This is a genomic window from Klebsiella sp. KE9456, assembly GCF_043832615.1.
Taxonomy (GTDB): domain Bacteria; phylum Pseudomonadota; class Gammaproteobacteria; order Enterobacterales; family Enterobacteriaceae; genus Klebsiella; species Klebsiella indica.
The window spans coordinates 202,441-225,036 of the sequence record NZ_JBDYQK010000005.1; the positions used below are offsets into that span (position 1 = coordinate 202,441).

A 22,596-nucleotide genomic window follows, 5' to 3' on the forward strand; every position below is an offset into this window, starting at 1 on the left:
GGAAGCGTGCGATATCTGACAACATTGTTGTTATCTCTGGCGGTGTTTATCACTGCGGGTTGCGGCTGGCATCTGCGTAGCACTACGCAGGTGCCGAGTGCCATGCAAACCATGATCTTCCAGTCTAGCGATCCAAATGGTCCACTCAGTCGCGCGGTCCGGAATCAGTTGCGTTTGAATGGCGTCGAGCTGCTCGATGCCAGCACGCTACGCCAGGATGTTCCCTCCCTGCGTCTGGAGTCATCGTCTATTCAGAAAGATACGGCGTCTATTTTCCAGGATGGTCGTACTGCGGAATATCAGATGGTGATGACGGTAAAAGCCAGCGTGCTGATCCCGGGCCATGATATCTATCCCATTACCACTACCGTCTACCGTTCGTTTTTCGATAACCCGCAGGCGGCGTTAGCGAAAGATGCTGAGCAGAGCATGATTATTAAGGAAATGTACGACAAAGCGGCAGAGCAGTTGATCCGTAAGCTGCCGAGCGTACAGGTTGCGGATAGCGAAGCCACAAAAGCGGATGCGAAACCGGTCAAGGCGACCTCAACATCCTCTGCCTCCGGCAACCGTCTCTCCACCCCGTCGGGTAACTGATGATTCGGTTGTACCCGGAACAGCTCCGCGCGCAGCTCACTGAAGGGCTGCGCGCGGCCTATTTGCTGCTTGGCAACGACCCGCTGCTGTTGCAGGAAAGCCAGGACGCTATACGCGAAGCCGCTACCGCTCAGGGCTTTATCGAACACCATACCGCCACGCTTGATGCCAGTACCGACTGGTCTGCCCTTTTCTCGCTCAGTCAGGCAATGAGCCTGTTTTCAAGCCGTCAAACGCTGCTGCTGATATTACCGGAAAACGGTCTCAATGCGGCCATGAACGAACAGCTGGCTACGCTTGTGGGTATGCTGCATGAGGATTTATTGCTGATCGTTCGCGGCAATAAACTGACAAAAGCGCAGGAAAATGCCGCATGGGCGACAGCACTTACCAGCCGGGCGGTGCAGGTCAGCTGTCAGACGCCGGAGTATGCCCAACTGCCGCGCTGGCTCGCCGCGCGCGCGCAGCGTCATGATCTGCAGCTTGATGACGCCGCCAGCCAGCTTCTGTGCTACTGCTATGAAGGTAATCTGCTGGCCCTGGCACAGGCGCTGGAGCGTCTGTCGCTACTGTGGCCGGACGGGAAACTCACCTTACCCCGCGTTGAGCAGGCAGTGAACGATGCGGCGCATTTCACGCCCTACCACTGGGTCGATGCGCTGCTGGCGGGCAAAAGTAAGCGCGTCCTGCACATACTGCAACAGTTGCGTTTAGAAGGCTGCGAACCGGCCATTCTGCTACGGACCCTGCAGCGTGAACTGCTACTGCTGGTACAGTTGAAACGACAATCGGCCCATACGCCACTGCGCGCGCTGTTTGATAAGCATCGGGTATGGCAAAACCGGCGACCGCTGGTCAGCGACGCGCTCAGCCGCCTCAGCGCCGACCAGCTACGCCAGGCCGTCACTTTATTGACCCGTGCGGAACTCACCTTCAAGCAGGATTACGGGCACGCCGTCTGGCCCGAACTGGAAAGTCTCTCTTTGTTGCTCTGCCACAAGGCGCTGGCAGACGTTTTTATTGATGGTTGATATGAATCAATTACAGGCGATGTACGGTGGCACCTTCGATCCGGTGCATTACGGTCACCTTAAACCGGTAGAAATTCTGGCCAACCAAATCGGCCTCAATAAAGTCATCATTGTGCCGAATAATGTGCCGCCACACCGTCCGCAGCCCGAAGCCACCAGCGAACAACGTCTACGTATGCTGGCGCTGGCTATTGCCGACAAACCGCTGTTTATTCTGGACGAGCGCGAACTTGAGCGCGATACGCCGTCATACTCCGCGCAAACTCTGCGCGAATGGCGTCAGGAACAGGGGCCGAAGCGGCCGCTGGCTTTTATTATTGGTCAGGATTCGCTGCTTACCTTTACCACCTGGCATGACTACAGCAGCATTCTTGATCATGTTCATTTGATCGTTTGTCGTCGCCCTGGTTACCCGTTAACCATGGCGAACGCGCAGGATCAGCGCTGGCTGGATAAGCATCTCACCTATGACGTCGAAAGGCTGCATAACCGCCCGGCGGGCGTTATCTACCTGGCTGAAACGCCGTGGTTTGATATTTCGGCGACCATTATTCGCCAGCGCCTTGAGAACGGTGAATCCTGCTCAGATATGCTGCCGGAAGCCGTACTTGACTATATCCGTGAGCAAAAACTCTATTGCTAACCCGGAAACAGGAGACGTCGTTCAGACTCCTGTCAGGGAGGTCATCATGAAATTGTGGTTGGTTCGTCATGGAGAAACCGAGGCTAACGTCGCGGGCCTCTATAGCGGACATGCGCCCACATCGTTAACCAAACGTGGTATCAGTCAGGCCAGAACGCTGGGGCAGCGGCTACAGGACGTTCCTTTTCAGCACGTGTTCTACAGTGAACTTGAGCGTACTCAGCATACGGCCAGCCTGCTACTTGGCGAGCGAGATATCCCCTGTCAGGCTTTTCCTGAACTCAATGAGATGTTCTTTGGCGACTGGGAAATGCGTCATCATCGTGATTTACAACGTGAAGATGCGGAAAATTACGCTGCATGGTGTGCAGACTGGCAGCATGCGGCACCAACCAATGGCGAGAGTTTTCAGGCATTTGCCCGGCGAGTTTCCGGTTTTACCGCTACCCTTGCACAATATCGGCAACTTGAGCATCTGCTGATAGTCGGTCATCAGGGGGTTCTTAGCCTGTTAATTGCCCTGTTGCTCGACATGCCGTCGGCGGCTATGTGGCACTTCCCTGTTGAACAAGGCGCATGGAGCCTTGTCGATCTGCAGCCTGATTTCGCTACGCTGCGCGTACTAAATAGCCAGGCCGTCTGGCTGGCGGAAGAAGAATTGCGCGCAGACCATTGACAGAGCAAAGCAGGCTGTTATTCTCCGCAGCCAGGCTGCATCAGCCATTTGAACGTTGCAGAAATTGTTTTACAAAAATGGCGATGCAATCATCGGTGATGGATGGGATGATAGCCGCCTTCACCGCCTGTTTACCGCCATTTAGCCCCGGAAACATTCGTGTTGCATAAAGGCGGCGACAGAACGAAAAATGCGCCTGGAACGGATTTGAACGCAGCCTGCAGCAGCCGATTAAGACAAGGTTCGGGAATGTCCCGGGTCACCGCAACCAGCGCCCATGCTGCATGAAATATGATGGTTATATCCCGACGTTGCCACCCGTTCGGGTATACTAGCGAATTGTTTATTGTTATCACTCTTCACACACCCAGGGGGAACTCTTGCAGGGTAAAGCACTCCAGGATTTTGTTATCGACAAAATTGATGACCTGAAAGGTCAGGACATCGTTGCCATTGACGTACATGGCAAATCCAGCATTACAGATTGCATGGTTATCTGCACCGGCACATCCACGCGCCACGTGATGTCCATCGCCGATCACGTTGTCCAGGAGTCGCGCGCCGCCGGTATGCTACCGCTGGGCGTTGAAGGCGAAGCCTCTGCGGACTGGATTGTTGTGGATCTTGGCGACGTTATGGTTCACGTCATGCAGGAAGAGAGCCGTCGTCTGTACGAGCTGGAAAAACTCTGGAGTTAATGCGTGAAGCTGCAGCTGGTGGCCGTTGGCACCAAAATGCCGGATTGGGTTCAGACCGGCTTTAGCGAATATCTGCGCCGTTTTCCAAAAGATATGCCGTTCGAACTGGTGGAAATCCCCGCCGGCAAACGCGGCAAAAATGCCGATATCAAGCGCATTCTTGAAAAAGAAGGCGAAATGATGCTGGCGGCCGCAGGCAAAAATCGCATCGTCACCCTGGATATCCCTGGGAAACCGTGGGATACGCCGCAACTGGCGCGTGAACTGGAACGCTGGAAACAGGATGGTCGCGATGTCAGCCTGCTTATCGGCGGCCCGGAAGGTCTTTCACCCGCCTGCAAAGCAGCGGCGGAACAAAGTTGGTCGCTCTCAACGCTCACGTTGCCTCATCCGCTGGTTCGCGTACTGGTGGCTGAGAGTCTCTATCGGGCGTGGAGCATTACCACCAACCACCCATACCACCGTGAGTAATGATGACCATGGCAGACTAAGCAGCGAATGAAATTACAGAATTCTTTCCGCGATTATACGGCTGAATCCTCGCTGTTCATGCGCCGGGCGCTGGTCGCTTTTTTGGGGATTTTACTGCTTACCGGCGTGCTGATCGCCAACCTCTATAACGTGCAAATTGTACGTTATACCGACTATCAAACACGCTCAAATGAAAACCGCATCAAGCTGGTGCCTATTCCGCCGACCCGCGGCATTATCTATGACCGCAACGGCACGCCGCTGGCAATTAATCGTACCATTTACCAACTGGAGATGATGCCGGAAAAGGTCGACAACGTTCAGCAAACGCTGGATGCGCTCCGTGACGTTATCGATCTGACCGATGACGATGTGGCAAACTTTAAAAAAGAGCGCGCGCGCGCCCATCGCTTTACCTCTATTCCAGTAAAAGTCAACCTTAACGAGGTTCAGGTTGCCCGTTTCGCGGTTAACCAGTACCGGTTTCCCGGCGTTGAAGTCAAAGGTTATAAACGTCGCTACTATCCCTATAACTCCGCCCTGACCCACGTTATCGGCTACGTCTCGAAAATTAACGATAAAGACGTCGATCGTCTGGACAAAGAGGGAAAGCTGGCTAACTACGCCTCAACGCACGACATCGGAAAGCTGGGGATTGAGCGCTATTACGAAGATATCCTGCATGGTCAGACAGGTTATGAAGAGGTCGAGGTTAACAACCGCGGTCGCGTGATTCGCCAGCTCAAAGAGGTTCCTCCGCAGGCGGGGCGCGATATCTATTTAACGCTCGACCTGAAACTACAGCAATATATCGAAACGCTGCTCGCCGGTAGCCGCGCGGCCGTGGTCGTGACGGACCCGCGTACCGGCGCCATCCTCGCGCTGGTCTCGACGCCCAGTTACGATCCCAATCTGTTCGTTGATGGCATCTCCAGCAAGGACTATTCCGGGTTACTTAACGATCCAAACACGCCGCTGGTCAACCGCGCCACGCAAGGGGTTTACCCGCCCGCATCGACGGTTAAGCCATACGTCGCCGTGTCGGCGCTCAGCGCCGGCGTCATTACCCGCAATACCAGCCTGTTCGACCCCGGCTGGTGGCAGCTCCCCGGCTCGGAAAAACGCTATCGCGACTGGAAAAAATGGGGCCACGGTCACCTGAACGTCACTAAAGCGCTGGAAGAGTCCGCCGATACCTACTTCTATCAGGTCGCCTATGATATGGGTATCGATCGTCTGTCGGAATGGATGAGCAAATTCGGCTATGGTCACTATACCGGCGTTGATCTGGCAGAAGAGCGTTCCGGCAATATGCCAACCCGGGAATGGAAGCTCAAGCGCTTTAAAAAGCCCTGGTATCAGGGCGATACCATCCCTGTCGGCATCGGTCAGGGCTACTGGACCGCCACCCCCATTCAGATGAACAAAGCGCTGATGATTCTGATTAACGATGGCGTTGTTAAAGTACCGCACCTGCTGCAAAGCACGATAGAAAACGGCAACCCCGTTCCCTGGGTGCAGCCACATGAACCGCCGGTGGGCGATATTCATTCTGGTTTTTGGGAAATCGCTAAAGACGGAATGTTTGGCGTAGCCAACCGTAACAACGGGACCGCGCATAAATATTTCGCCAGCGCGCCATATAAAATTGCCGCCAAATCGGGCACCGCTCAGGTCTTTGGCCTGAAAGCCAATGAAACCTATAACGCGCACAGAATCGCCGAACGCCTGCGCGACCATAAACTGATGACCGCGTTCGCGCCTTATAACAATCCCCAGGTTGCCGTTGCCATTATTCTTGAGAACGGCGGCGCGGGCCCGGCAGTGGGGACCATAATGCGCCAGATTCTCGATCATATTATGCTCGGCGATAACAACACCAATCTGCCGAATGAAAATCCGGCAGTGACGGCTGGAGAGGATCAATAATGACCGATAGTCCGAACAAAAAATCGCTCTGGGATAAAATTCATATCGATCCCACTATGCTGCTTATTCTGCTGGCGCTGCTGACCTACAGCGCACTGGTCATCTGGAGCGCCAGCGGTCAGGATATCGGTATGATGGAGCGTAAAATCGGCCAGATTGCCATGGGTATCGTTATCCTGATCGTCATGGCGCAAATTCCGCCGCGAGTCTATGAAGGTTGGGCACCCTACCTTTATATTTTATGCATTATCCTTCTGGTGGCGGTTGATGCCTTCGGCGCTATCTCCAAAGGGGCGCAACGATGGCTCGATCTGGGGATTGTCCGTTTCCAGCCCTCGGAAATCGCTAAAATTGCCGTCCCCCTGATGGTTGCACGCTTTATTAACCGCGATATTTGTCCGCCGTCGTTAAAGAATACCGCCATCGCACTGGTGCTGATTTTCCTGCCGACGCTGCTGGTGGCTGCCCAGCCCGATCTCGGGACCTCCATTCTGATTGCGCTGTCCGGCCTCTTCGTGCTGTTCCTGGCCGGTCTGAGCTGGCGTCTGATCGGAATTGCCGTCGTGCTGGTGGCTGCCTTTATTCCGATCCTGTGGTTCTTCCTGATGCATGATTATCAGCGACAGCGGGTGATGATGTTACTCGATCCGGAAACCGATCCACTCGGCGCCGGCTACCACATTATTCAGTCGAAAATCGCTATTGGTTCCGGTGGACTGCGCGGTAAAGGCTGGTTACATGGCACTCAGTCGCAGCTGGAGTTCTTGCCAGAACGTCATACGGATTTTATCTTTGCCGTCCTGGCGGAAGAACTGGGGTTGATCGGCGTGCTGGTTCTGCTGGCATTGTATATTTTGCTTATTATGCGCGGTTTATGGATTGCCGCCCAGGCGCAAACCACCTTTGGCCGGGTCATGGCCGGTGGTTTAATGTTGATTTTATTCGTTTATGTCTTCGTAAATATTGGTATGGTGAGTGGTATTTTACCCGTGGTGGGGGTACCTTTGCCGCTGGTGAGCTACGGGGGCTCTGCCCTAATCGTATTGATGGCCGGGTTTGGTATCGTCATGTCGATCCATACTCACAGAAAAATGTTGTCGAAAAGCGTTTAAGGGGTTCGCGATGCGTAAGCAATGGCTGGGGATCTGCATAGCAGCAGGGCTGCTGGCGGCATGTTCGGGTGAAGACGTTCAACAGAAAACGGTCAGCACTCCGCAGCCGGCCGTTTGCAATGGCCCAACGGTGGAAATCGGCGGTGTCGAGCCGCAGTATGAAACGCCCAATGCAACGGCGAATCAGGATTATGAACGCGATGGTAAACGCTATACCATCGTCCGGGATCCGTCTAACTTTACCCAGGCCGGTTTCGCAGCGATCTATGACGCCGAGCCCAACAGCAATCTGACCTCATCCGGCGAGGTTTTTGATCCTACCCAGCTCACTGCCGCCCATCCCACGCTGCCGATCCCAAGCTACGCGCGGATCACCAACCTGGCGAACGGGCGGATGCTTGTGGTTCGTATCAACGATCGCGGGCCTTACGGTACCGATCGCGTCATTTCGCTTTCACGTGCAGCCGCCGATCGGCTGAATACCTCGAATAACACCAAAGTGCGTATCGACCCGATCGTCGTCGCGCCAGACGGCACGCTTTCCGGTCCGGGTACGGCTTGTACCACCGTCGCCAAACAGACTTACGCCCTGCCCGCCCGTCCTAATCTTGATGGCGACGGCAGCGCGGTGAGTAACCCGCCTGCGCAAACGGATGTTCACGCCATCAGCAATGCGACGCTGAAGCCAGTCGACACGACTGGCGCCCCCGTCAACAGCGGCGGATTTCTTGGCGCGCCAACGCCGCTAAATAGTGGCGTGCTGGAAAGCAGTGAACCGGCCATACAAACTGCGCCGATTACCGCACCGGGTTCAGTACAAGGCAGCGTAGCGCCTGCAGCGGCGGCCACCGCCGCAGTGACGCCGACAGCGACAAGCACCAGCGGCGATGTCGTCGTACAGGTTGGCGCCGTCAGCGATCAGACCCGGGCGCTGCAATATCAGCAGCGCTTGAGTCAGCAGTTCTCCGTTCCAGGACGCGTTACGCAAAACGGCGCGATATGGCGTATTCAGCTAGGCCCATTCAGCAGCAAAGCACAGGCCAGCGCCATTCAACAGCGCCTGCAAAGCGAGGCGCAACTGCAATCATTTATTACTCGCGCCAACTAAATGCGCCGGCGATAGCTATCCTCTTCATTGCGCATGAAAAAGTCATTAACAAAGTCATGCGTAATGTCGGGTGTTGCCCCGCAATGCATTTGCTATAGTAAGGCACTTTTTTAACTTCATCACGGATACCGTTGTACAAACCATGAAGACCTCTTTTACCGCTCGTTTACTTGTTACCGCGCTCTCCGTGGCAGCGCTGTCCTCAGTCGCCCGCGCCGATGATCTGAATATTAAAACCATGATCCCAGGCGCCCCGCAGATTGATGCCGCATCCTGGATCCTTATCGATTACAACTCAGGCAAGGTACTGGCGGAAAACAACGCCGATGCCCGTCGCGATCCCGCAAGTCTGACCAAAATGATGACCAGCTACGTTATTGGTCAGGCCATGAAGGCGGGTAAGTTTAAAGAGTCCGATCTGGTCACCATCGGAAACGATGCGTGGGCGACCGGAAACCCGGTCTTTAAAGGTTCCTCGCTGATGTTTCTTAAGCCTGGCATGCAGGTACCGGTTTCCCAGTTGATTCGCGGTATCAACCTGCAGTCAGGCAACGACGCCTGTGTCGCAATGGCCGATTATGTCGCCGGTAGCCAGGATGCCTTCGTTAACCTGATGAACAACTACGTTAACGCTCTGGGCCTGAAAAATACCCACTTCCAGACCGTTCATGGCCTTGATGCGGATGGCCAGTACAGCTCGGCACGCGATATGGCGCTTATCGGCCAGGCCTTGATCCGTGATGTGCCAAACGAATACGCCATCTACAAAGAAAAAGAGTTTACTTTCAATGGCATTCGCCAGCTCAACCGTAACGGCCTGCTGTGGGATAACAGCCTCAATGTTGACGGTATCAAGACCGGTCATACGGACAGAGCGGGCTATAACCTCGTTGCTTCCGCAACCGAAGGCCAGATGCGCCTGATCTCTGCGGTCATGGGTGGGCGTACCTACAAGGGGCGCGAATCCGAAAGCAAAAAACTGCTGACCTGGGGTTTCCGCTTCTTCGAAACCGTTAATCCACTTAAGGCCGGTAAAGAATTCGCCTCCGAACCCGCCTGGTTTGGCGATAGCGATCGTGCCTCTCTCGGCGTGGATAAAGATGTTTACCTGACAATCCCGCGTGGTCGAATGAAGGACCTGAAAGCGAGCTACGTCCTGAATAATGCCGAACTACACGCCCCACTACAGAAAAATCAGGTGGTCGGCACCATTAATTTCCAGTTAGATGGCAAAACTATCGATCAGCGTCCGCTGGTGGTACTGCAGGAAATTCCGGAAGGGAATTTCTTCAGTAAAATCATTGATTACATTAAATTAATGTTCCACCACTGGTTTGGTTAAAAATCGAACACTTGAAAGTGTGATTTTCGTCGCCATATACTAAGAATCCTGATAACTCCCACATGACATCGTGGGAGTTATTATTTTTTGTCGTAACACCGGAGCTGACATGAAAACCAAACTTAACGAACTGCTTGAATTCCCTACGCCTTTTACTTACAAAGTCATGGGGCAGGCGTTGCCGGAGCTGGTTGACCAGGTGGTTGAAGTGGTACAGCGCCATGCACCAGGTGATTACTCTCCGACGGTAAAACCCAGCAGTAAAGGCAACTACCACTCAGTGTCGATTACTATTAACGCCACGCATATTGAACAGGTAGAAACCCTGTACGAAGAACTGGGTAATATCGACATCGTACGAATGGTGCTGTAAATCTTTTCCCCGACCCGGCCTCCGTGCCGGGTCAATCTCTTTATTTCGCTGTGATATACTCCCCCTACTCAAGTCATTTTCTCCGCGGAGATGTTGTTTTGCAGCACAATAAAATTCTCATCCGCCAGCTTGGCCTGCAGCCTTACGAACCTGTCTCGCAGGCAATGCATGAGTTTACCGACACCCGCGATAGCGCGACATTGGATGAAATCTGGCTGGTAGAGCATCACCCGGTGTTTACTCAGGGTCAGGCGGGAAAAGCTGAACATGTCCTTGTTCCCGGCGATATTCCGGTCATTCAAAGCGATCGCGGCGGTCAGGTGACCTATCACGGCCCCGGACAACAGGTGATGTACGTTCTGCTGAACCTTAAACGCCGTAAACTCGGCGTACGTGAGTTGGTTACGCTTCTGGAACAAACCGTGGTGAATACGCTGGCGGAATACGCTATTGAATCACACCCGCGCGCCGATGCGCCCGGTGTTTACGTCGGCGATCAAAAAATCTGTTCTCTGGGTCTGCGTATCCGCAAAGGCTGTTCATTCCACGGTCTGGCGCTGAATATTGATATGGATCTGTCACCCTTTCTGAGAATTAATCCATGCGGTTATGCCGGTATGGAAATGACGCAAATGCGTAAGTGGCTGCCGGATGTCCGCCCGGACAACGTTGCCCCGCGGCTGGTGGCCAATCTGCTGGCATTGCTGAATAATCCGCCTTCTGAGTATATTTCTGCTCGCTAGCGATCGCGTCCCGTTGCTGCGGGGCGTCGTATCTTGCTCGCCATCAGTAAACGGCCGCATTGTTGTCTGCACGGTAGATCCTGAACGGTTTTGTTCACGGGAGATAAATCAGGCGCAAAAAAGCATAAAACAACAACTATTTTACAATTTGCCCGGCAAGCAGGCTGATTTATGCCCCGTATCAATGATATACTGCCTGCGCTTAATTCAAAAATAGTTGATAAATACAACATTTACTTGAATTAACGCGCACGTCTTCGTCACTCGCAACTGGAACACGCACGCTATGAGTAAACCCATTGTGATGGAACGCGGTGTTAAATACCGCGATGCCGATAAAATGGCCCTTATCCCGGTGAAAAACGTGGTAACTGAGCGGGAAGCTCTGCTCAGAAAACCGGAATGGATGAAAATCAAACTTCCGGCTGACTCATCCCGTATTCAGGGGATCAAGGCAGCGATGCGTAAGAATGGCCTGCACTCCGTGTGCGAAGAAGCCTCTTGCCCTAACCTCGCGGAATGCTTTAACCACGGAACGGCAACCTTTATGATCCTGGGCGCTATCTGTACCCGTCGTTGCCCGTTTTGCGATGTGGCGCACGGTCGTCCGGTCACACCCGATGCCAGCGAGCCGCAAAAACTGGCGCAAACCATTGCCGATATGGCGTTGCGCTATGTCGTCGTAACCTCCGTCGATCGCGACGACCTGCGTGATGGCGGCGCGCAACATTTCGCTGACTGCATCAAAGCGATTCGTGAGAAGAGCCCGGCCATTAAAATTGAAACGCTGGTGCCAGATTTCCGTGGTCGTATGGATCGGGCGCTGGAAATTCTTCAGGCGACGCCGCCGGATGTCTTTAACCATAACCTGGAAAACGTACCGCGTCTGTATCGTCAGGTGCGTCCGGGAGCTGACTACAACTGGTCGCTCAAGCTGCTGGAACGTTTTAAAGAAGCGCATCCCGAGATCCCAACGAAATCAGGTTTGATGGTCGGTTTAGGCGAAACAAATGCCGAAATCATTGAAGTCATGCGCGATCTTCGCCGTCACGGCGTCACCATGTTGACGCTAGGCCAGTACTTGCAGCCAAGCCGTCACCACCTGCCGGTAAAACGCTACGTCAGCCCGGATGAGTTCGAAGAGATGAAAGCCGAAGCGATGGCGATGGGCTTTACCCATGCAGCTTGCGGGCCCTTTGTCCGCTCCTCTTATCACGCTGACCTGCAGGCCAAAGGCATGGAAGTGAAATAATTCTGCCCTGCGCGGTAACAGTTGGTTGCATCTTTTCTGGTATCGCGCACATTAATGACAAAAAGAGGCCGCAACGTTCAACGTAGCGGCCTCTTTGTCGACCGGTTGTACCGCCCGACAATGCGCCCCCCGTAACGGGGAACGCACCATTAATTACTCTTTATGAGAAAGCTTCTGTGCAGGTGCTTCTTCATCTGCGCTGGTCTTCTTCACACTATCATCGTCATCGTTCATGGCTTTTTTAAAGCCCTTGATAGCCGAGCCCAGGTCTCCACCCAGCGTGCGTAATTTTTTGGTACCAAACACTAAGATAATCAGTGCTGCGACTACCAGCAGTTTGGTAATACTAATCTCACCCATAGCTAACCTTCTTCTATAATACAAGCTGCGAATACGCCATCATACACGGATACAATTAACGGCTATTTGACGCGCGGACACAATAGCAATCTGTAACAAGGTGAATCAAGCTTTGTTTAAAAAAACATCATAATAGTTGCGGTGGCGCAAAACGACGGTTCTGTAACACCGGCAAGCTTTTTCGTACCTGCTGAAGATAATCAACCGAAAGCTCGGCAAAAATCAACTGCGGCTGCACGGCAGCTCCGGCAAGAGTCGTTCCCATGGGATCAACAATACGGCTCTGACCAATATTACGCGTTCCGCACTCTCCTGCAGCAATAATATAACAGGTTGTATCCAGTGCGCGCGCTGATAACAACGTTGCCCAATGCTGTTCCTTCATTGCCCCTCTTACCCATGCAACAGGGAGCGCCAGTATTTCAGCCCCGCTGAGCGCCAGCGACAACGCCAGTTCAGGAAAGCGTAAATCGTAACAGGTCATCAGCCCGACGCGCATACCATCGACCTCAATGAGCGGCGGGATCTGTCTTCCGGCATCAACCAGCCGGGACTCCTGAATATTGAACGCATCATACAAATGTAGCTTTTGATATTGCGCAATAATCTTCCCTTGTCGTAAAGCCACCAGCGTATTCGTTGCCCGGCCCTCGCCAGAGGGCACATGGAGGGTCAACAACGTGGTCAACGCGTTATTTTCGCTCTCCGTCAGCAGCAACTGTAAAAAGCCGCCATCCAGAGGCTGGGCCGATTTAACCGATAAATCCGCATCATTATCATCCCGCGCCAGTAACGCTTCCGGGAGAACCAGCAGCGCAGCCCCTCGTCCGGCAGCCTGACGCATCATGCCGACGCAGGTCCGCGCATTGACCATCCAGTCCGGCGTAACGGCAAATTGTCCGGCAGCAACAAGCATCTTATCTCTCCCATCCAGTAATCCATAGCCAATATGGTATTTCACGCGCTACACTTGAAAATCAGTATTAATCAATAAACAGAGAACGATCGTGTTGCAACTTCTTTTGGCTGTATTTATTGGCGGCGGCACTGGCAGCGTTCTGCGCTGGTTGTTGAGTATGAAGCTTAACCCCATGCACCATGCTATTCCCCTTGGCACGCTCACCGCTAACCTGCTAGGCGCTTTTATCATCGGTGCCGGACTGGCCTGGTTTAACCGCCTGACGGCGATTGACCCGATGTGGAAACTGCTCATCACCACCGGCTTTTGCGGCGGACTGACGACCTTCTCCACATTTTCCTCTGAAGTTGTCTTTCTGCTACAACAGGGGCGTTTTAGCTGGGCATTGCTGAACGTTCTCGTCAACTTACTGGGCTCATTCGCCATGACGGCCGCCGCGTTCTGGCTGTTTTCTCATGCCGCCAGTCGCTAAAAACCGGTTGTTAAGGTTGCTGACACCGTGGGTTCTTCCGAGCCTTTCCGGCTGCGCTTCACTTACGCAGGATAAGGTAAAATGCAGAGCATACTGATATTTTGGTTTTCCACGACAAGAAAGGCAGGCATAGCCGTCATATGGCAGAAATACGGACATAATCGCTGATACCGATTTGTCATCCGTTCTGAAACAAAAAAACCCGCTAAGCGCGGGTTTTTATATTCTGCTGACGCGTGGCTTAGATAGGCATTACGTTTGCAGCAGAAGGGCCTTTGGCACCGTTAGTGATTTCGAACTCTACACGCTGTCCTTCAGCCAGAGTTTTGAAACCGTTGGACTGGATTGCAGAGAAGTGTACGAATACATCTTTGCTGCCATCTTCCGGAGTAATGAAACCGAATCCTTTGGATTCATTAAACCACTTAACGTTACCTTTAATCTTAGACATCAAAATTACCTTTATATGAAAAAATGGACACTAATACTGTGTCGCTTACCAGTACACCAATTGTGGTACCTTTTGTCCAGCGCAACTTTTCTAAAAAGTGATAAAAGTCTCTATATTTTTCTACAGAGTCCGTTTAGTTGTTGTTTTTCCACAGGACAGACTGCTTATCTCTTTTATTGCTATACCATCGCGAATTAAAACTGGATACGCGCCCAGGCAAAGTAAACGTTACCGTTGTTATACGTACCTGGTATATAGGTCATCTGGAACGTTGCGGGACCGTAGCCAATAGAAGCCAGAGGCAGCACTACCGGAATCGGGATATAGTTCCAGTTATCACGCGCGGTCACGCCAAGAGTATACCCCAGGCCAAGATGGAAATTATCGTCAGCCAAAGGACGCCAGGTTTTCTCCCAGCCATAACCGCCAATAGGTTCCCACTTGTTAAAAGAGTCTTTAAAGGCCATCAGATAAATACCGTGCCAGTTCCCCTGCGCGTCCCAGCGGGAAACGCCGAAACCAGCCCCCCACGGGCGCTCGTTATACTTATCTGTTTTTTCTTTGTCATAGGCGAAGCGGGCATGCCAGGTTATCGCCGGAATGTACAGATCGTAGTGCTCAGGCGCATTCCATGTCTGAGCGACATTATCACTTAGCGTGTTATAACCATCACGAAGCGTGGAACTAAACGATGCGTTAGCAGAAGTGGATGCCACTAACAGGCTGAGACATCCAAGAAAAAAACATGTAAATCGACGTAGCATTAACACTTCTCTATTACCAGTACCATGATTAAAGCGAAACAAGATAGCAAAGATAATCTTAATATTACCTTAACGAAGCACGGCAAGCTCTTGATTTCTCCGGTACAAAACTCTGAAAGTCGCCACCTGGCGCATTTTTGCTGCCTATCTCTTCCGCATCTCTTATCGATATTATCAATCTATTCATTGATTTAAATCAGAAATCTTCGTCCATTTTTTAGGCACATTCGCTCACTAAATTTTTCCTCATCTGCATTCATTAGCAGATTATTTTGGTCAGGAGTAAAAAGAATGCTTACGTTAGTTGAGATCCTGATTGGTATAGTGGTCATTGTGGGCGTCGCTCGCTATATCATTAAAGGCTATTCCGCCACCGGGGTACTGTTCCTCGGCGGTTTAGTATTGCTTATCGCCAGCGCGCTAATGGGGCATAAGATCCTTCCGGACAGTGCAAAGAGTACGGGTTACTCCGCGACGGATATCGTCGAATACGTGAAAATTCTGCTGATGAGCCGCGGCGGCGACCTCGGCATGATGATTATGATGCTGTGCGGTTTCGCAACTTACATGACCCATATCGGCGCCAACGATATGGTGGTGAAACTGGCCTCAAAACCGTTACGCTACATTAATTCCCCGTACCTGCTGATGATCGCTGCTTATTTCGTTGCCTGCCTGATGTCGCTGGCGGTTTCTTCTGCAACCGGTCTCGGGGTACTGCTCATGGCAACCCTGTTCCCGATAATGGTTAACGTGGGTATCAGCCGTGGCGCAGCCGCGGCGATTTGCGCCTCTCCCGCGGCGATCATTCTTTCCCCTACCTCTGGTGATGTGGTGCTGGCCGCCGAAGCAGCCGAAATGCCGCTGATTGACTTTGCCTTTAAAACCACGTTACCTATCTCCATCGTGGCTATTATCAGCATGGCCGTCGCCCACTTTTTCTGGCAACGCTATCTGGACAAAAAAGAAAATGTCGCCCACGAGATGCTCGATGTGAACGAAATCATCACTACCGCCCCTGCTTTTTATGCCATCCTGCCGTTTACGCCAATCATTGGCGTACTCATTTTTGACGGCAAATGGGGGCCGGAACTGCATATTATCGCGATTCTCGTTCTCTGCATGCTGATTACGGCAATACTGGAATTCTGTCGCGGTTTCAATACCCAAAATGTGTTCACCGGGCTGGAGACGGCATATCGCGGCATGGCTGACGCATTTGCCGGCGTCGTCATGCTGTTGGTCGCCGCTGGCGTCTTTGCGCAAGGACTGAGCACAATTGGCTTTATCAGCAGCCTGATCTCTATCGCCACCTCGTTCGGCTCCGCCAGTATTATTCTGATGCTGGTACTGGTTATTCTGACGATGCTGGCGGCGATGACCACCGGTTCCGGTAATGCGCCATTCTACGCCTTTGTGGAGATGATCCCGAAGCTGGCGCACTCTTCCGGCATCAACCCCGCGTACCTCTCTATCCCGATGTTACAGGCCTCTAACCTTGGTCGCACCATTTCTCCGGTTTCGGGCGTTGTGGTCGCTGTCGCAGGGATGGCAAAAATCTCACCGTTCGAGGTCGTTAAACGGACTTCCGTTCCTGTGTTAGTCGGTCTGTTAGTCGTTATCATTGCCACTGAAGTGCTGGTCCCGGTTAGCGTAATCCACTAACGCCGTTCCCCCCGTGAAAAGGTGCCTGCAGGCGCCTTTTTATGCTTTAATTACGCAATATTATTAAAGATCATTTGTCATCAGGAATAAAAATGTTCAGGAAGGATTTCATCGCCATTGCGCTCTTGCTGAGCGCAAGCCAGGTCAGCGCGGAACCGCTGGTCGCAACACAATATGGCGATTTCGACCGCTACGTGCTCGCGCTCTCCTGGCAAACAGGATTCTGCCAAAGCATGCATGACAGAAAACGTAACGAACCGGAAGAGTGTCGTTTACAACAAGAGCGCGACAATAAAGCGGATTTTTTGACCGTACACGGCCTGTGGCCAGGGCTGCCTAAATCTATCGCCGCCCGCGGCGTGGATCAACGCCGATGGATGCGCTTTGGTTGCGCGACACGCCCCATTCCCAACATGCCTGAAGCGCAGGCCGGGAGAAAATGCCAGGCCGCAGAAACCGGGCTGTCGCTGGAAATGGCGAATAAGCTCAACGATGTGATGCCAGGCGCCGGGGGAAGTTCCTGTCTCGAACGCTATGAATATGCCAAGCACGGCGTTTGCTTTGGTTTTAACCCCGACGACTATTTCGCTGCCATGGTTCGCCTGAATGGCGAGGTCAAACACAGCCCTGTGGGGACGTTCCTCGCAAAGCACTATGGGCAAACCGTTAGCCGTGATGATTTTGATGCGGCGGTGGCGCAGGCCTATGGTAAACAGAATGTGAAGGCATTCAAATTAACCTGCCATGGTAACCCCGCCTATCTGACCGAGATGCAAATTTCCATCAAGGCCGCGTCAATCAATACCCCGCTGGCGGTTGATTCATTCTTACCTCAACCACATCCAGGCAACTGCGGTAAGCAATTTGTACTGGATAAAGCGGGGAGCTAACGATATCTCCACTGCGTTATTCCCGTAAAGGCAGCAAATGAGGTGTCATTTGACGCGTCATCATCGATGAATGTGCGTTTAATCACTTCAAACGGCTAACAAGTCTCAGTATGATGGCAGAAGATTAACCCTTGCCCTTTCCGGCGAGGGTTTTCTTTTACGGACAGGTTCCTGGATAACACGGAGTATGCGATGACCAGACCCGCAATCATCATTAATGAACTTGATGCAGAACGCATCGACAGGTTGCTTGAACAACCTGCTTTCGCCAATTCACCGGTGGCGGATACGCTGAACGACGAGCTCGACCGCGCGCAAATGCTGTCTCCGGAAGCCATGCCGCATGATGTTGTCAGTATGAACAGCCGGGTGCGATTTCGTGATTTAACAACCGGTGAAGAACGTATTCGGACACTGGTTTTCCCGGCTCAGGTCACGGACAGCAGCACTCAACTTTCGGTCATGGCGCCGGTCGGCGCAGCCCTGCTGGGTCTCAAAGTCGGGAGCGTCATTCACTGGGAATTACCGGGCGGCACCTCAACGCACCTTGAAGTCCTTGAGCTGCTATACCAACCGGAAGCCGCGGGCGATCTCCATCGTTAATCACTCTGCAGCCTGAGGCGTTTTACGCTTTATCAGAGGATGTATTCACATCCTCTTTCTGCCTGTATCAGGCTATCTGCTTCTTTTGACAACGTTTTAGCTCATCCTTAACCCGTTCTGACAGTTTTGCGACCTGAATGGCACAATATTTTCTTATAATATGCTGATATATATAAATCATTCGGAATACATTGATGCGGCAACGGAGAGGGGTTCCGCGTTTACGCAGGCCATACGACTACCGGGTCAGCAACAGAGGTAAACGCCGCCTGACGCTCCGTAACAGTAAGGCTCAGGAATGGAGCCAGTCAATTCGTGGCCAGCGAAGAAGCCGTGACAAAAATGAAGTCTATCGAAGCAGATGTACAAGGAGGAATGCATATGTATAAAACAATCATTATGCCCGTTGATGTTTTTGAGATGGAGCTAAGCGATAAAGCGGTCCGCCATGCGGAATTTTTAGCCCAGCAGGACGGAATTATCCATCTTCTTCACGTACTCCCCGGTTCCTCAAGCTTCACAATGAGCCGTTTCACCGCTGATCTGCGCCGTTTTGAAGAGCATTTACAGCATGAAGCGGAGAGCCGTCTTCAGACAATGGTCGGGCATTTCAGTATTGATCCCTCGCGTATCAAAATACATGTTCGTTTTGGCAACGTACGCGATATGGTGAATGAACTGGCAAACGAAATTGAAGCAGATGTTGTGGTAATTGGCTCACGCAATCCGTCAATCAGCACTCACCTGCTCGGTTCCAATGCCTCCAGCGTGATCCGTCATGCTCATATTCCAGTCATGGTGGTGAGATAATCTCCTGAGTAAAAAGAGGCTACTCGCGGGTAGCCTCTTTATGACGCAGATGAGCTCTGACTTGCTTCTGAATTATGCCGTTTTCGTGCGAATCAGATAATCGAACGCGCTCAGGGAGGCTTTTGCACCTTCGCCCGTGGCGATAATAATCTGTTTGTACGGTACGGTAGTACAGTCTCCCGCCGCGAACACCCCCCTCACGCTGGTTTCACACTTGGCGTCGACGATGATTTCACCCATACGATTACGCTCAATCGTGCCTTCCAGCCAGTTAGTGTTTGGCAGCAGCCCTATCTGAACAAAGATCCCAGCCAGAGCGACATGGTGTTCATCGCCGCTCACACGATCGCGGTACTGCAGTCCTGTGACTTTACTGCCATCGCCGACCACTTCCGTGGTTTGCGCGTTAACAATGATGTCGACGTTCTTCAGGCTACGCACTTTATCCTGCAGTACCTGGTCGGCCTTCAGTTCCGGGGCAAACTCAAGCAAAGTAACGTGTTCAACCACGCCGGCAAGATCGATCGCCGCTTCCACGCCGGAGTTACCGCCGCCGATAACCGCCACACGCTTGCCTTTAAACAGCGGGCCGTCACAATGCGGGCAGTAGGTTACGCCTTTTGTGCGATACTGATCTTCGCCCGGCACGTTCATGTTGCGCCATTTTGCGCCAGTCGCAATGATCACGCTACGCGCTTTCAGTACCGCCCCGGAAGCCGTTTCAATGTGATGCAGGCCGCCTTCCACCGATGCCGGGATCAGTTTTGACGCGCTCTGGGCGTCAATCACATCCACATCATATTCACTGACGTGGGCTTTCAACGCCCCGGCCAGCTTCTGACCTTCGGTTTTCGGTACTGAGATATAGTTTTCAATATCGACCGTATCCAGCACCTGGCCGCCAAAGCGCTCCCCCATCAGGCCGGTACGAATACCTTTACGCGCGGAGTAAACTGCCGCAGCGGCGCCAGAAGGGCCAGAACCGACAATCAGCACATCGTAAGCGTCACGTTTATTCAGCTCTTCCGCCGCACGTTTTTCCGCACCGGTATCCACTTTGGCGACAATCTCAGACAGCGTCATACGACCCTGACCAAATTCCTGACCGTTCAAAAATACCGCCGGTACGCCCATGATGTTACGGTCGGTGATTTCATTCTGGAAAGTCCCGCCGTCAATCGCCGTATGCTTAATACGCGGATTAAGGATCGCCATCAGGTTCAGCGCCTGAACAACATCCGGACAATTATGGCAGGAGAGCGAATAATAGGTTTCAAACGTGAAATCGCCATCAATTTCGCGGATCTGTTCCAGCAGCGTCTGTGCTTCTTTTGATGGATGACCACCGGTCCACAACAGTGCCAGAACTAAAGAGGTGAATTCATGGCCCAGCGGAGAACCGGCAAAGCGTGGCCCCTGTTGTGAACCAGGATTGGTAATCAGAAACGAAGGCTTGCGTACTGGCAGGCTATTCTCTTCTTTGAACGTGACCTTATCTGACAGTTCAGCAATTTCAGCCAGCAGTTCCCTGATTTCTGCCGATTTAGCGCTGTCATCCAGCGTGGCAATCAGCTCAACGGGTTTGGTCAGTTTCTCAAGATAAGCCTTGAGCTGAGTTTTCATCGTAGTGTCGAGCATTTTTAATCTCCTGGGCTTAAAACCTCATCATGCAAGCGGCCTCGTTCAGGCTGCCTGGATGCGCTTGCATCATGATGCTGGAATAAAACGGGTGCGGTGCACCCGCCTTGAGGATTAATTCGCCGGTATTTCTCGTTACAGGAAGGCGAAATCTTATGAATCCCCGGAAGCTTACATCCGTAAGCAACCGGGGTGAGTAAGCGTCGCCAACACACCTGTCGCGCGAACAGCGTCGCGAATTTTAGATTTTGCCGACCAGGTCCAGAGACGGCGCCAGAGTTGCGTCACCTTCTTTCCATTTTGCCGGGCATACTTCGCCTGGGTGAGAAGCGACATACTGCGCGGCTTTGATTTTACGCAGCAGGTCAGAGGCATCACGGCCGATACCTTCAGCGGTAACTTCGATTGCCTGGATAATACCCTGCGGGTCGACAACGAAAGTTGCGCGGTCAGCCAGGCCTTCACCTTCACGCATATTGTCAAAGTTACGGGTCAGGGCGCCAGTCGGGTCGCCGATCATCGCATATTTGATTTTAGCGATGGTTTCGGAGCTGCTGTGCCATGCTTTGTGGGTAAAGTGAGTATCGGTAGAGACGGAGTAAACGTCTACGCCCAGCTTCTGCAGCTCTTCGTAATGGTCTGCCACATCACCCAGTTCAGTCGGGCAAACGAAGGTGAAGTCAGCCGGGTAGAAGAAGAAGACGCTCCAGCGGCCTTCAGTATCTTTCTCGGTAACTTCAATAAATTCACCGTTTTTGAACGCCTGGTTTTTAAAAGGTTTGATTTTGGTATTAATTAAGGACATCTATACTTCCTCCGTGTTTTCGTTGAGGTCTACGTTAACGAATTTTTACTGACCCGACCAATGCGTTTGCATTATCAAATCAATAAGCGTTATCTAACAACCGGAACAAGACAACCTTGTGAACCCGTTAACGCCGCAGCGGCCTTCCGCGCATTTTCGCGTTATAAGTCGCTGAAACGTAAAAAGGCCACCCTTTCAGGTGGCCCCGTTACCTGAAACACCCGCGGGTAGGTTCAGCGCCAGCTAACTGGCTACGTGTTGCGCTCTACACCTTAATGTAACAGCTTAAGGATTACATCACCCACAGAATCAAAGGACAATCCACTCCGTCGCAGGTCTTGCCTATGATTGTAATAGGTTTCACCGCTATACTGACTTTTTCATCAATCCATATAAGGAATAGCAATGCTAAAACGTCTGATTTTGCTGAGTTTTATACCGTTTTTCGGCTATGCCGAGGATCTTCCCGCGCCGGTAAAAGCCATAGAACAGCAGGGCATAACCATCATCAAACCTTTCGAAGCGCCGGGCGGAATGAAAGGCTGGTTAGGCAAATATCAGGACATGGGTGTCGCTATCTACCTGACGCCCGACGGCAAGCATGCGATTTCTGGCTATATGTATGATGAGAAGGGAAACAATCTTAGCGAACAGTTATTTCAAAAAGAGCTGTACACGCCAGCAGGCCAGCAAATGTGGAAAAAACTGGGCGCAGCAGACTGGCTACTTGATGGTAAAAAAGAGGCGCCCATCGTCCTGTATGTCTTTGCCGATCCCTTTTGCCCCTACTGCAAACAGTTCTGGCAACAGGCGCGCCCGTGGGTAGAATCAGGCAAGGTTCAGTTACGTACCTTATTGGTCGGCGTGATCAAACCAGAAAGCCTGACAATGGCCGCGGCCATACTCGCCAGTCAGGATCCGGCAAAAAACTGGAATGACTACGAACTCGCCAACGGAAAAACACAAATATCCGTCCCGACCGCCATCCAGCCAGAACAGATGAAAATACTTAAATCCAATCAGCAATTAATGGATGAACTCGGCGCTGACGTCACTCCCGCTATTTACTACATGAATAATGAAAATGCGCTTCAGCAAGCTATCGGACTACCTGATAAACAAAAGCTGCAAATAATGATGGGTGAAAAGTAAAAATGGCTACCCTCGCGTCATCTGCCGGATGTTACCGTTTGTTCACTCAAGGTTCTTCACCGGACAGGTTCCTGTTTCAGCCCTTGAATTCC

The 22,596-nt window shown here is 52.2% G+C and carries 25 protein-coding genes; 19 read left to right on the forward strand and 6 right to left on the reverse strand.

From position 1 onward, the window contains the following. The first annotated feature begins 6 nt into the window (after window positions 1–6). The 13 genes from lptE to lipA all read left to right on the forward strand — a co-directional run bounded on the left by lptE (window position 7) and on the right by lipA (window position 11,975). Window positions 7–597, forward strand: a complete 591-nt coding sequence (gene lptE, locus ABK821_RS07285; protein ID WP_138360702.1) for an LPS assembly lipoprotein LptE — start codon at window positions 7–9, stop codon at window positions 595–597. Then, window positions 597–1,628 carry a DNA polymerase III subunit delta gene (holA, locus tag ABK821_RS07290; protein ID WP_343177913.1) on the forward strand — a complete coding sequence of 344 codons (1,032 nt, stop codon included), beginning with the start codon at window positions 597–599 and terminating at the stop codon, window positions 1,626–1,628. Before lptE ends, holA begins: the two co-directional genes overlap by 1 nt. Then, on the forward strand, window positions 1,621–2,271 hold the full coding sequence (nadD, locus tag ABK821_RS07295; protein ID WP_171034860.1) for a nicotinate-nucleotide adenylyltransferase: 651 nt from the start codon (window positions 1,621–1,623) through the stop codon (window positions 2,269–2,271). The genes holA and nadD overlap by 8 nt, the downstream gene beginning before the upstream one ends. Before the next feature lie 46 nt (window positions 2,272–2,317). Next, complete coding sequence (locus tag ABK821_RS07300) at window positions 2,318–2,947, forward strand: adenosylcobalamin/alpha-ribazole phosphatase (protein WP_138360705.1); 630 nt, start codon at window positions 2,318–2,320, stop codon at window positions 2,945–2,947. Between the two features lie 380 nt (window positions 2,948–3,327). Further along, window positions 3,328–3,645, forward strand: a complete 318-nt coding sequence (gene rsfS, locus ABK821_RS07305) for a ribosome silencing factor (RefSeq protein WP_138360706.1) — start codon at window positions 3,328–3,330, stop codon at window positions 3,643–3,645. A 3-nt stretch (window positions 3,646–3,648) separates the two neighbouring features. After that, window positions 3,649–4,116 carry a 23S rRNA (pseudouridine(1915)-N(3))-methyltransferase RlmH gene (gene rlmH / locus ABK821_RS07310; RefSeq protein ID WP_015367732.1) on the forward strand — a complete coding sequence of 156 codons (468 nt, stop codon included), beginning with the start codon at window positions 3,649–3,651 and terminating at the stop codon, window positions 4,114–4,116. 27 nt (window positions 4,117–4,143) lie between these two features. Further along, window positions 4,144–6,045, forward strand: a complete 1,902-nt coding sequence (mrdA, locus tag ABK821_RS07315; protein ID WP_142501676.1) for a peptidoglycan DD-transpeptidase MrdA — start codon at window positions 4,144–4,146, stop codon at window positions 6,043–6,045. Beyond that, window positions 6,045–7,157 (forward strand): peptidoglycan glycosyltransferase MrdB, encoded by a 1,113-nt coding sequence (mrdB, locus tag ABK821_RS07320; RefSeq protein ID WP_138360709.1) that lies wholly within the window; start codon window positions 6,045–6,047, stop codon window positions 7,155–7,157. The genes mrdA and mrdB overlap by 1 nt, the downstream gene beginning before the upstream one ends. 10 nt (window positions 7,158–7,167) lie before the next feature. Continuing rightward, window positions 7,168–8,265, forward strand: a complete 1,098-nt coding sequence (rlpA, locus tag ABK821_RS07325; RefSeq protein WP_138360710.1) for an endolytic peptidoglycan transglycosylase RlpA — start codon at window positions 7,168–7,170, stop codon at window positions 8,263–8,265. 142 nt (window positions 8,266–8,407) lie between these two features. Further along, complete coding sequence (gene dacA / locus ABK821_RS07330) at window positions 8,408–9,607, forward strand: D-alanyl-D-alanine carboxypeptidase DacA (RefSeq protein WP_138360711.1); 1,200 nt, start codon at window positions 8,408–8,410, stop codon at window positions 9,605–9,607. Between the two features lie 109 nt (window positions 9,608–9,716). Continuing rightward, window positions 9,717–9,980, forward strand: a complete 264-nt coding sequence (gene ybeD / locus ABK821_RS07335) for a DUF493 family protein YbeD (RefSeq protein WP_000850547.1) — start codon at window positions 9,717–9,719, stop codon at window positions 9,978–9,980. 98 nt (window positions 9,981–10,078) lie between these two features. After that, window positions 10,079–10,723: a lipoyl(octanoyl) transferase LipB gene (gene lipB / locus ABK821_RS07340; RefSeq protein WP_138360712.1), complete on the forward strand. Its 645-nt coding sequence runs from the start codon at window positions 10,079–10,081 to the stop codon at window positions 10,721–10,723. Window positions 10,724–11,009: 286 nt separating this feature from the next. After that, window positions 11,010–11,975, forward strand: coding sequence for a lipoyl synthase (gene lipA, locus ABK821_RS07345; protein ID WP_138360713.1), 966 nt, complete (start codon window positions 11,010–11,012; stop codon window positions 11,973–11,975). 153 nt (window positions 11,976–12,128) lie between these two features. On the opposite strand, the gene tatE is transcribed toward lipA, so the two are convergent. Both tatE and ABK821_RS07355 read right to left on the reverse strand, forming a co-directional pair. Continuing rightward, window positions 12,129–12,335, reverse strand: coding sequence for a twin-arginine translocase subunit TatE (tatE, locus tag ABK821_RS07350; protein ID WP_138360714.1), 207 nt, complete (start codon window positions 12,333–12,335; stop codon window positions 12,129–12,131). Between the two features lie 127 nt (window positions 12,336–12,462). Beyond that, a complete protein-coding gene (locus ABK821_RS07355; RefSeq protein ID WP_138360742.1) occupies window positions 12,463–13,251 on the reverse strand; it encodes a deaminated glutathione amidase in 789 nt (262 codons plus the stop codon). A 91-nt stretch (window positions 13,252–13,342) separates the two neighbouring features. Here ABK821_RS07355 and crcB point away from each other — a divergent pair, with 91 nt between their 5' ends. After that, the gene (gene crcB / locus ABK821_RS07360; RefSeq protein ID WP_138360715.1) at window positions 13,343–13,726 is read left to right on the forward strand and encodes a fluoride efflux transporter CrcB; all 384 of its coding nucleotides are present in this window, start codon (window positions 13,343–13,345) and stop codon (window positions 13,724–13,726) included. A gap of 241 nt (window positions 13,727–13,967) precedes the next feature. Here crcB and cspE read toward each other — a convergent pair whose 3' ends face one another. Both cspE and pagP read right to left on the reverse strand, forming a co-directional pair. Beyond that, window positions 13,968–14,177, reverse strand: a complete 210-nt coding sequence (gene cspE, locus ABK821_RS07365) for a transcription antiterminator/RNA stability regulator CspE (RefSeq protein WP_004100146.1) — start codon at window positions 14,175–14,177, stop codon at window positions 13,968–13,970. Between the two features lie 194 nt (window positions 14,178–14,371). Continuing rightward, a complete protein-coding gene (gene pagP, locus ABK821_RS07370) occupies window positions 14,372–14,947 on the reverse strand; it encodes a lipid IV(A) palmitoyltransferase PagP (RefSeq protein WP_171034861.1) in 576 nt (191 codons plus the stop codon). Window positions 14,948–15,232: 285 nt separating this feature from the next. On the opposite strand from pagP, the gene dcuC reads away from it, so the two are divergent. From dcuC to uspG, 4 genes are all read left to right on the forward strand, one after another. Then, window positions 15,233–16,606, forward strand: a complete 1,374-nt coding sequence (gene dcuC / locus ABK821_RS07375) for an anaerobic C4-dicarboxylate transporter DcuC (RefSeq protein WP_343177914.1) — start codon at window positions 15,233–15,235, stop codon at window positions 16,604–16,606. 92 nt (window positions 16,607–16,698) lie between these two features. Further along, window positions 16,699–17,496 (forward strand): ribonuclease I, encoded by a 798-nt coding sequence (gene rna, locus ABK821_RS07380; protein WP_138360717.1) that lies wholly within the window; start codon window positions 16,699–16,701, stop codon window positions 17,494–17,496. Window positions 17,497–17,688: 192 nt separating this feature from the next. Next, window positions 17,689–18,099: a nucleoside diphosphate kinase regulator gene (gene rnk / locus ABK821_RS07385; protein ID WP_138360718.1), complete on the forward strand. Its 411-nt coding sequence runs from the start codon at window positions 17,689–17,691 to the stop codon at window positions 18,097–18,099. Between the two features lie 381 nt (window positions 18,100–18,480). Next, a complete protein-coding gene (gene uspG, locus ABK821_RS07390; RefSeq protein WP_138360743.1) occupies window positions 18,481–18,909 on the forward strand; it encodes a universal stress protein UspG in 429 nt (142 codons plus the stop codon). Between the two features lie 72 nt (window positions 18,910–18,981). Here uspG and ahpF read toward each other — a convergent pair whose 3' ends face one another. Together ahpF and ahpC are read right to left on the reverse strand one after the other, a co-directional pair. Next, on the reverse strand, window positions 18,982–20,547 hold the full coding sequence (gene ahpF, locus ABK821_RS07395; protein WP_142501680.1) for an alkyl hydroperoxide reductase subunit F: 1,566 nt from the start codon (window positions 20,545–20,547) through the stop codon (window positions 18,982–18,984). Between the two features lie 241 nt (window positions 20,548–20,788). After that, window positions 20,789–21,352, reverse strand: coding sequence for an alkyl hydroperoxide reductase subunit C (gene ahpC / locus ABK821_RS07400; protein ID WP_138360720.1), 564 nt, complete (start codon window positions 21,350–21,352; stop codon window positions 20,789–20,791). 405 nt (window positions 21,353–21,757) lie between these two features. Between ahpC and dsbG the strand changes: the two genes are divergently transcribed. Beyond that, a complete protein-coding gene (dsbG, locus tag ABK821_RS07405) occupies window positions 21,758–22,504 on the forward strand; it encodes a thiol:disulfide interchange protein DsbG (protein ID WP_142501681.1) in 747 nt (248 codons plus the stop codon). Window positions 22,505–22,596 lie beyond the last annotated feature (92 nt).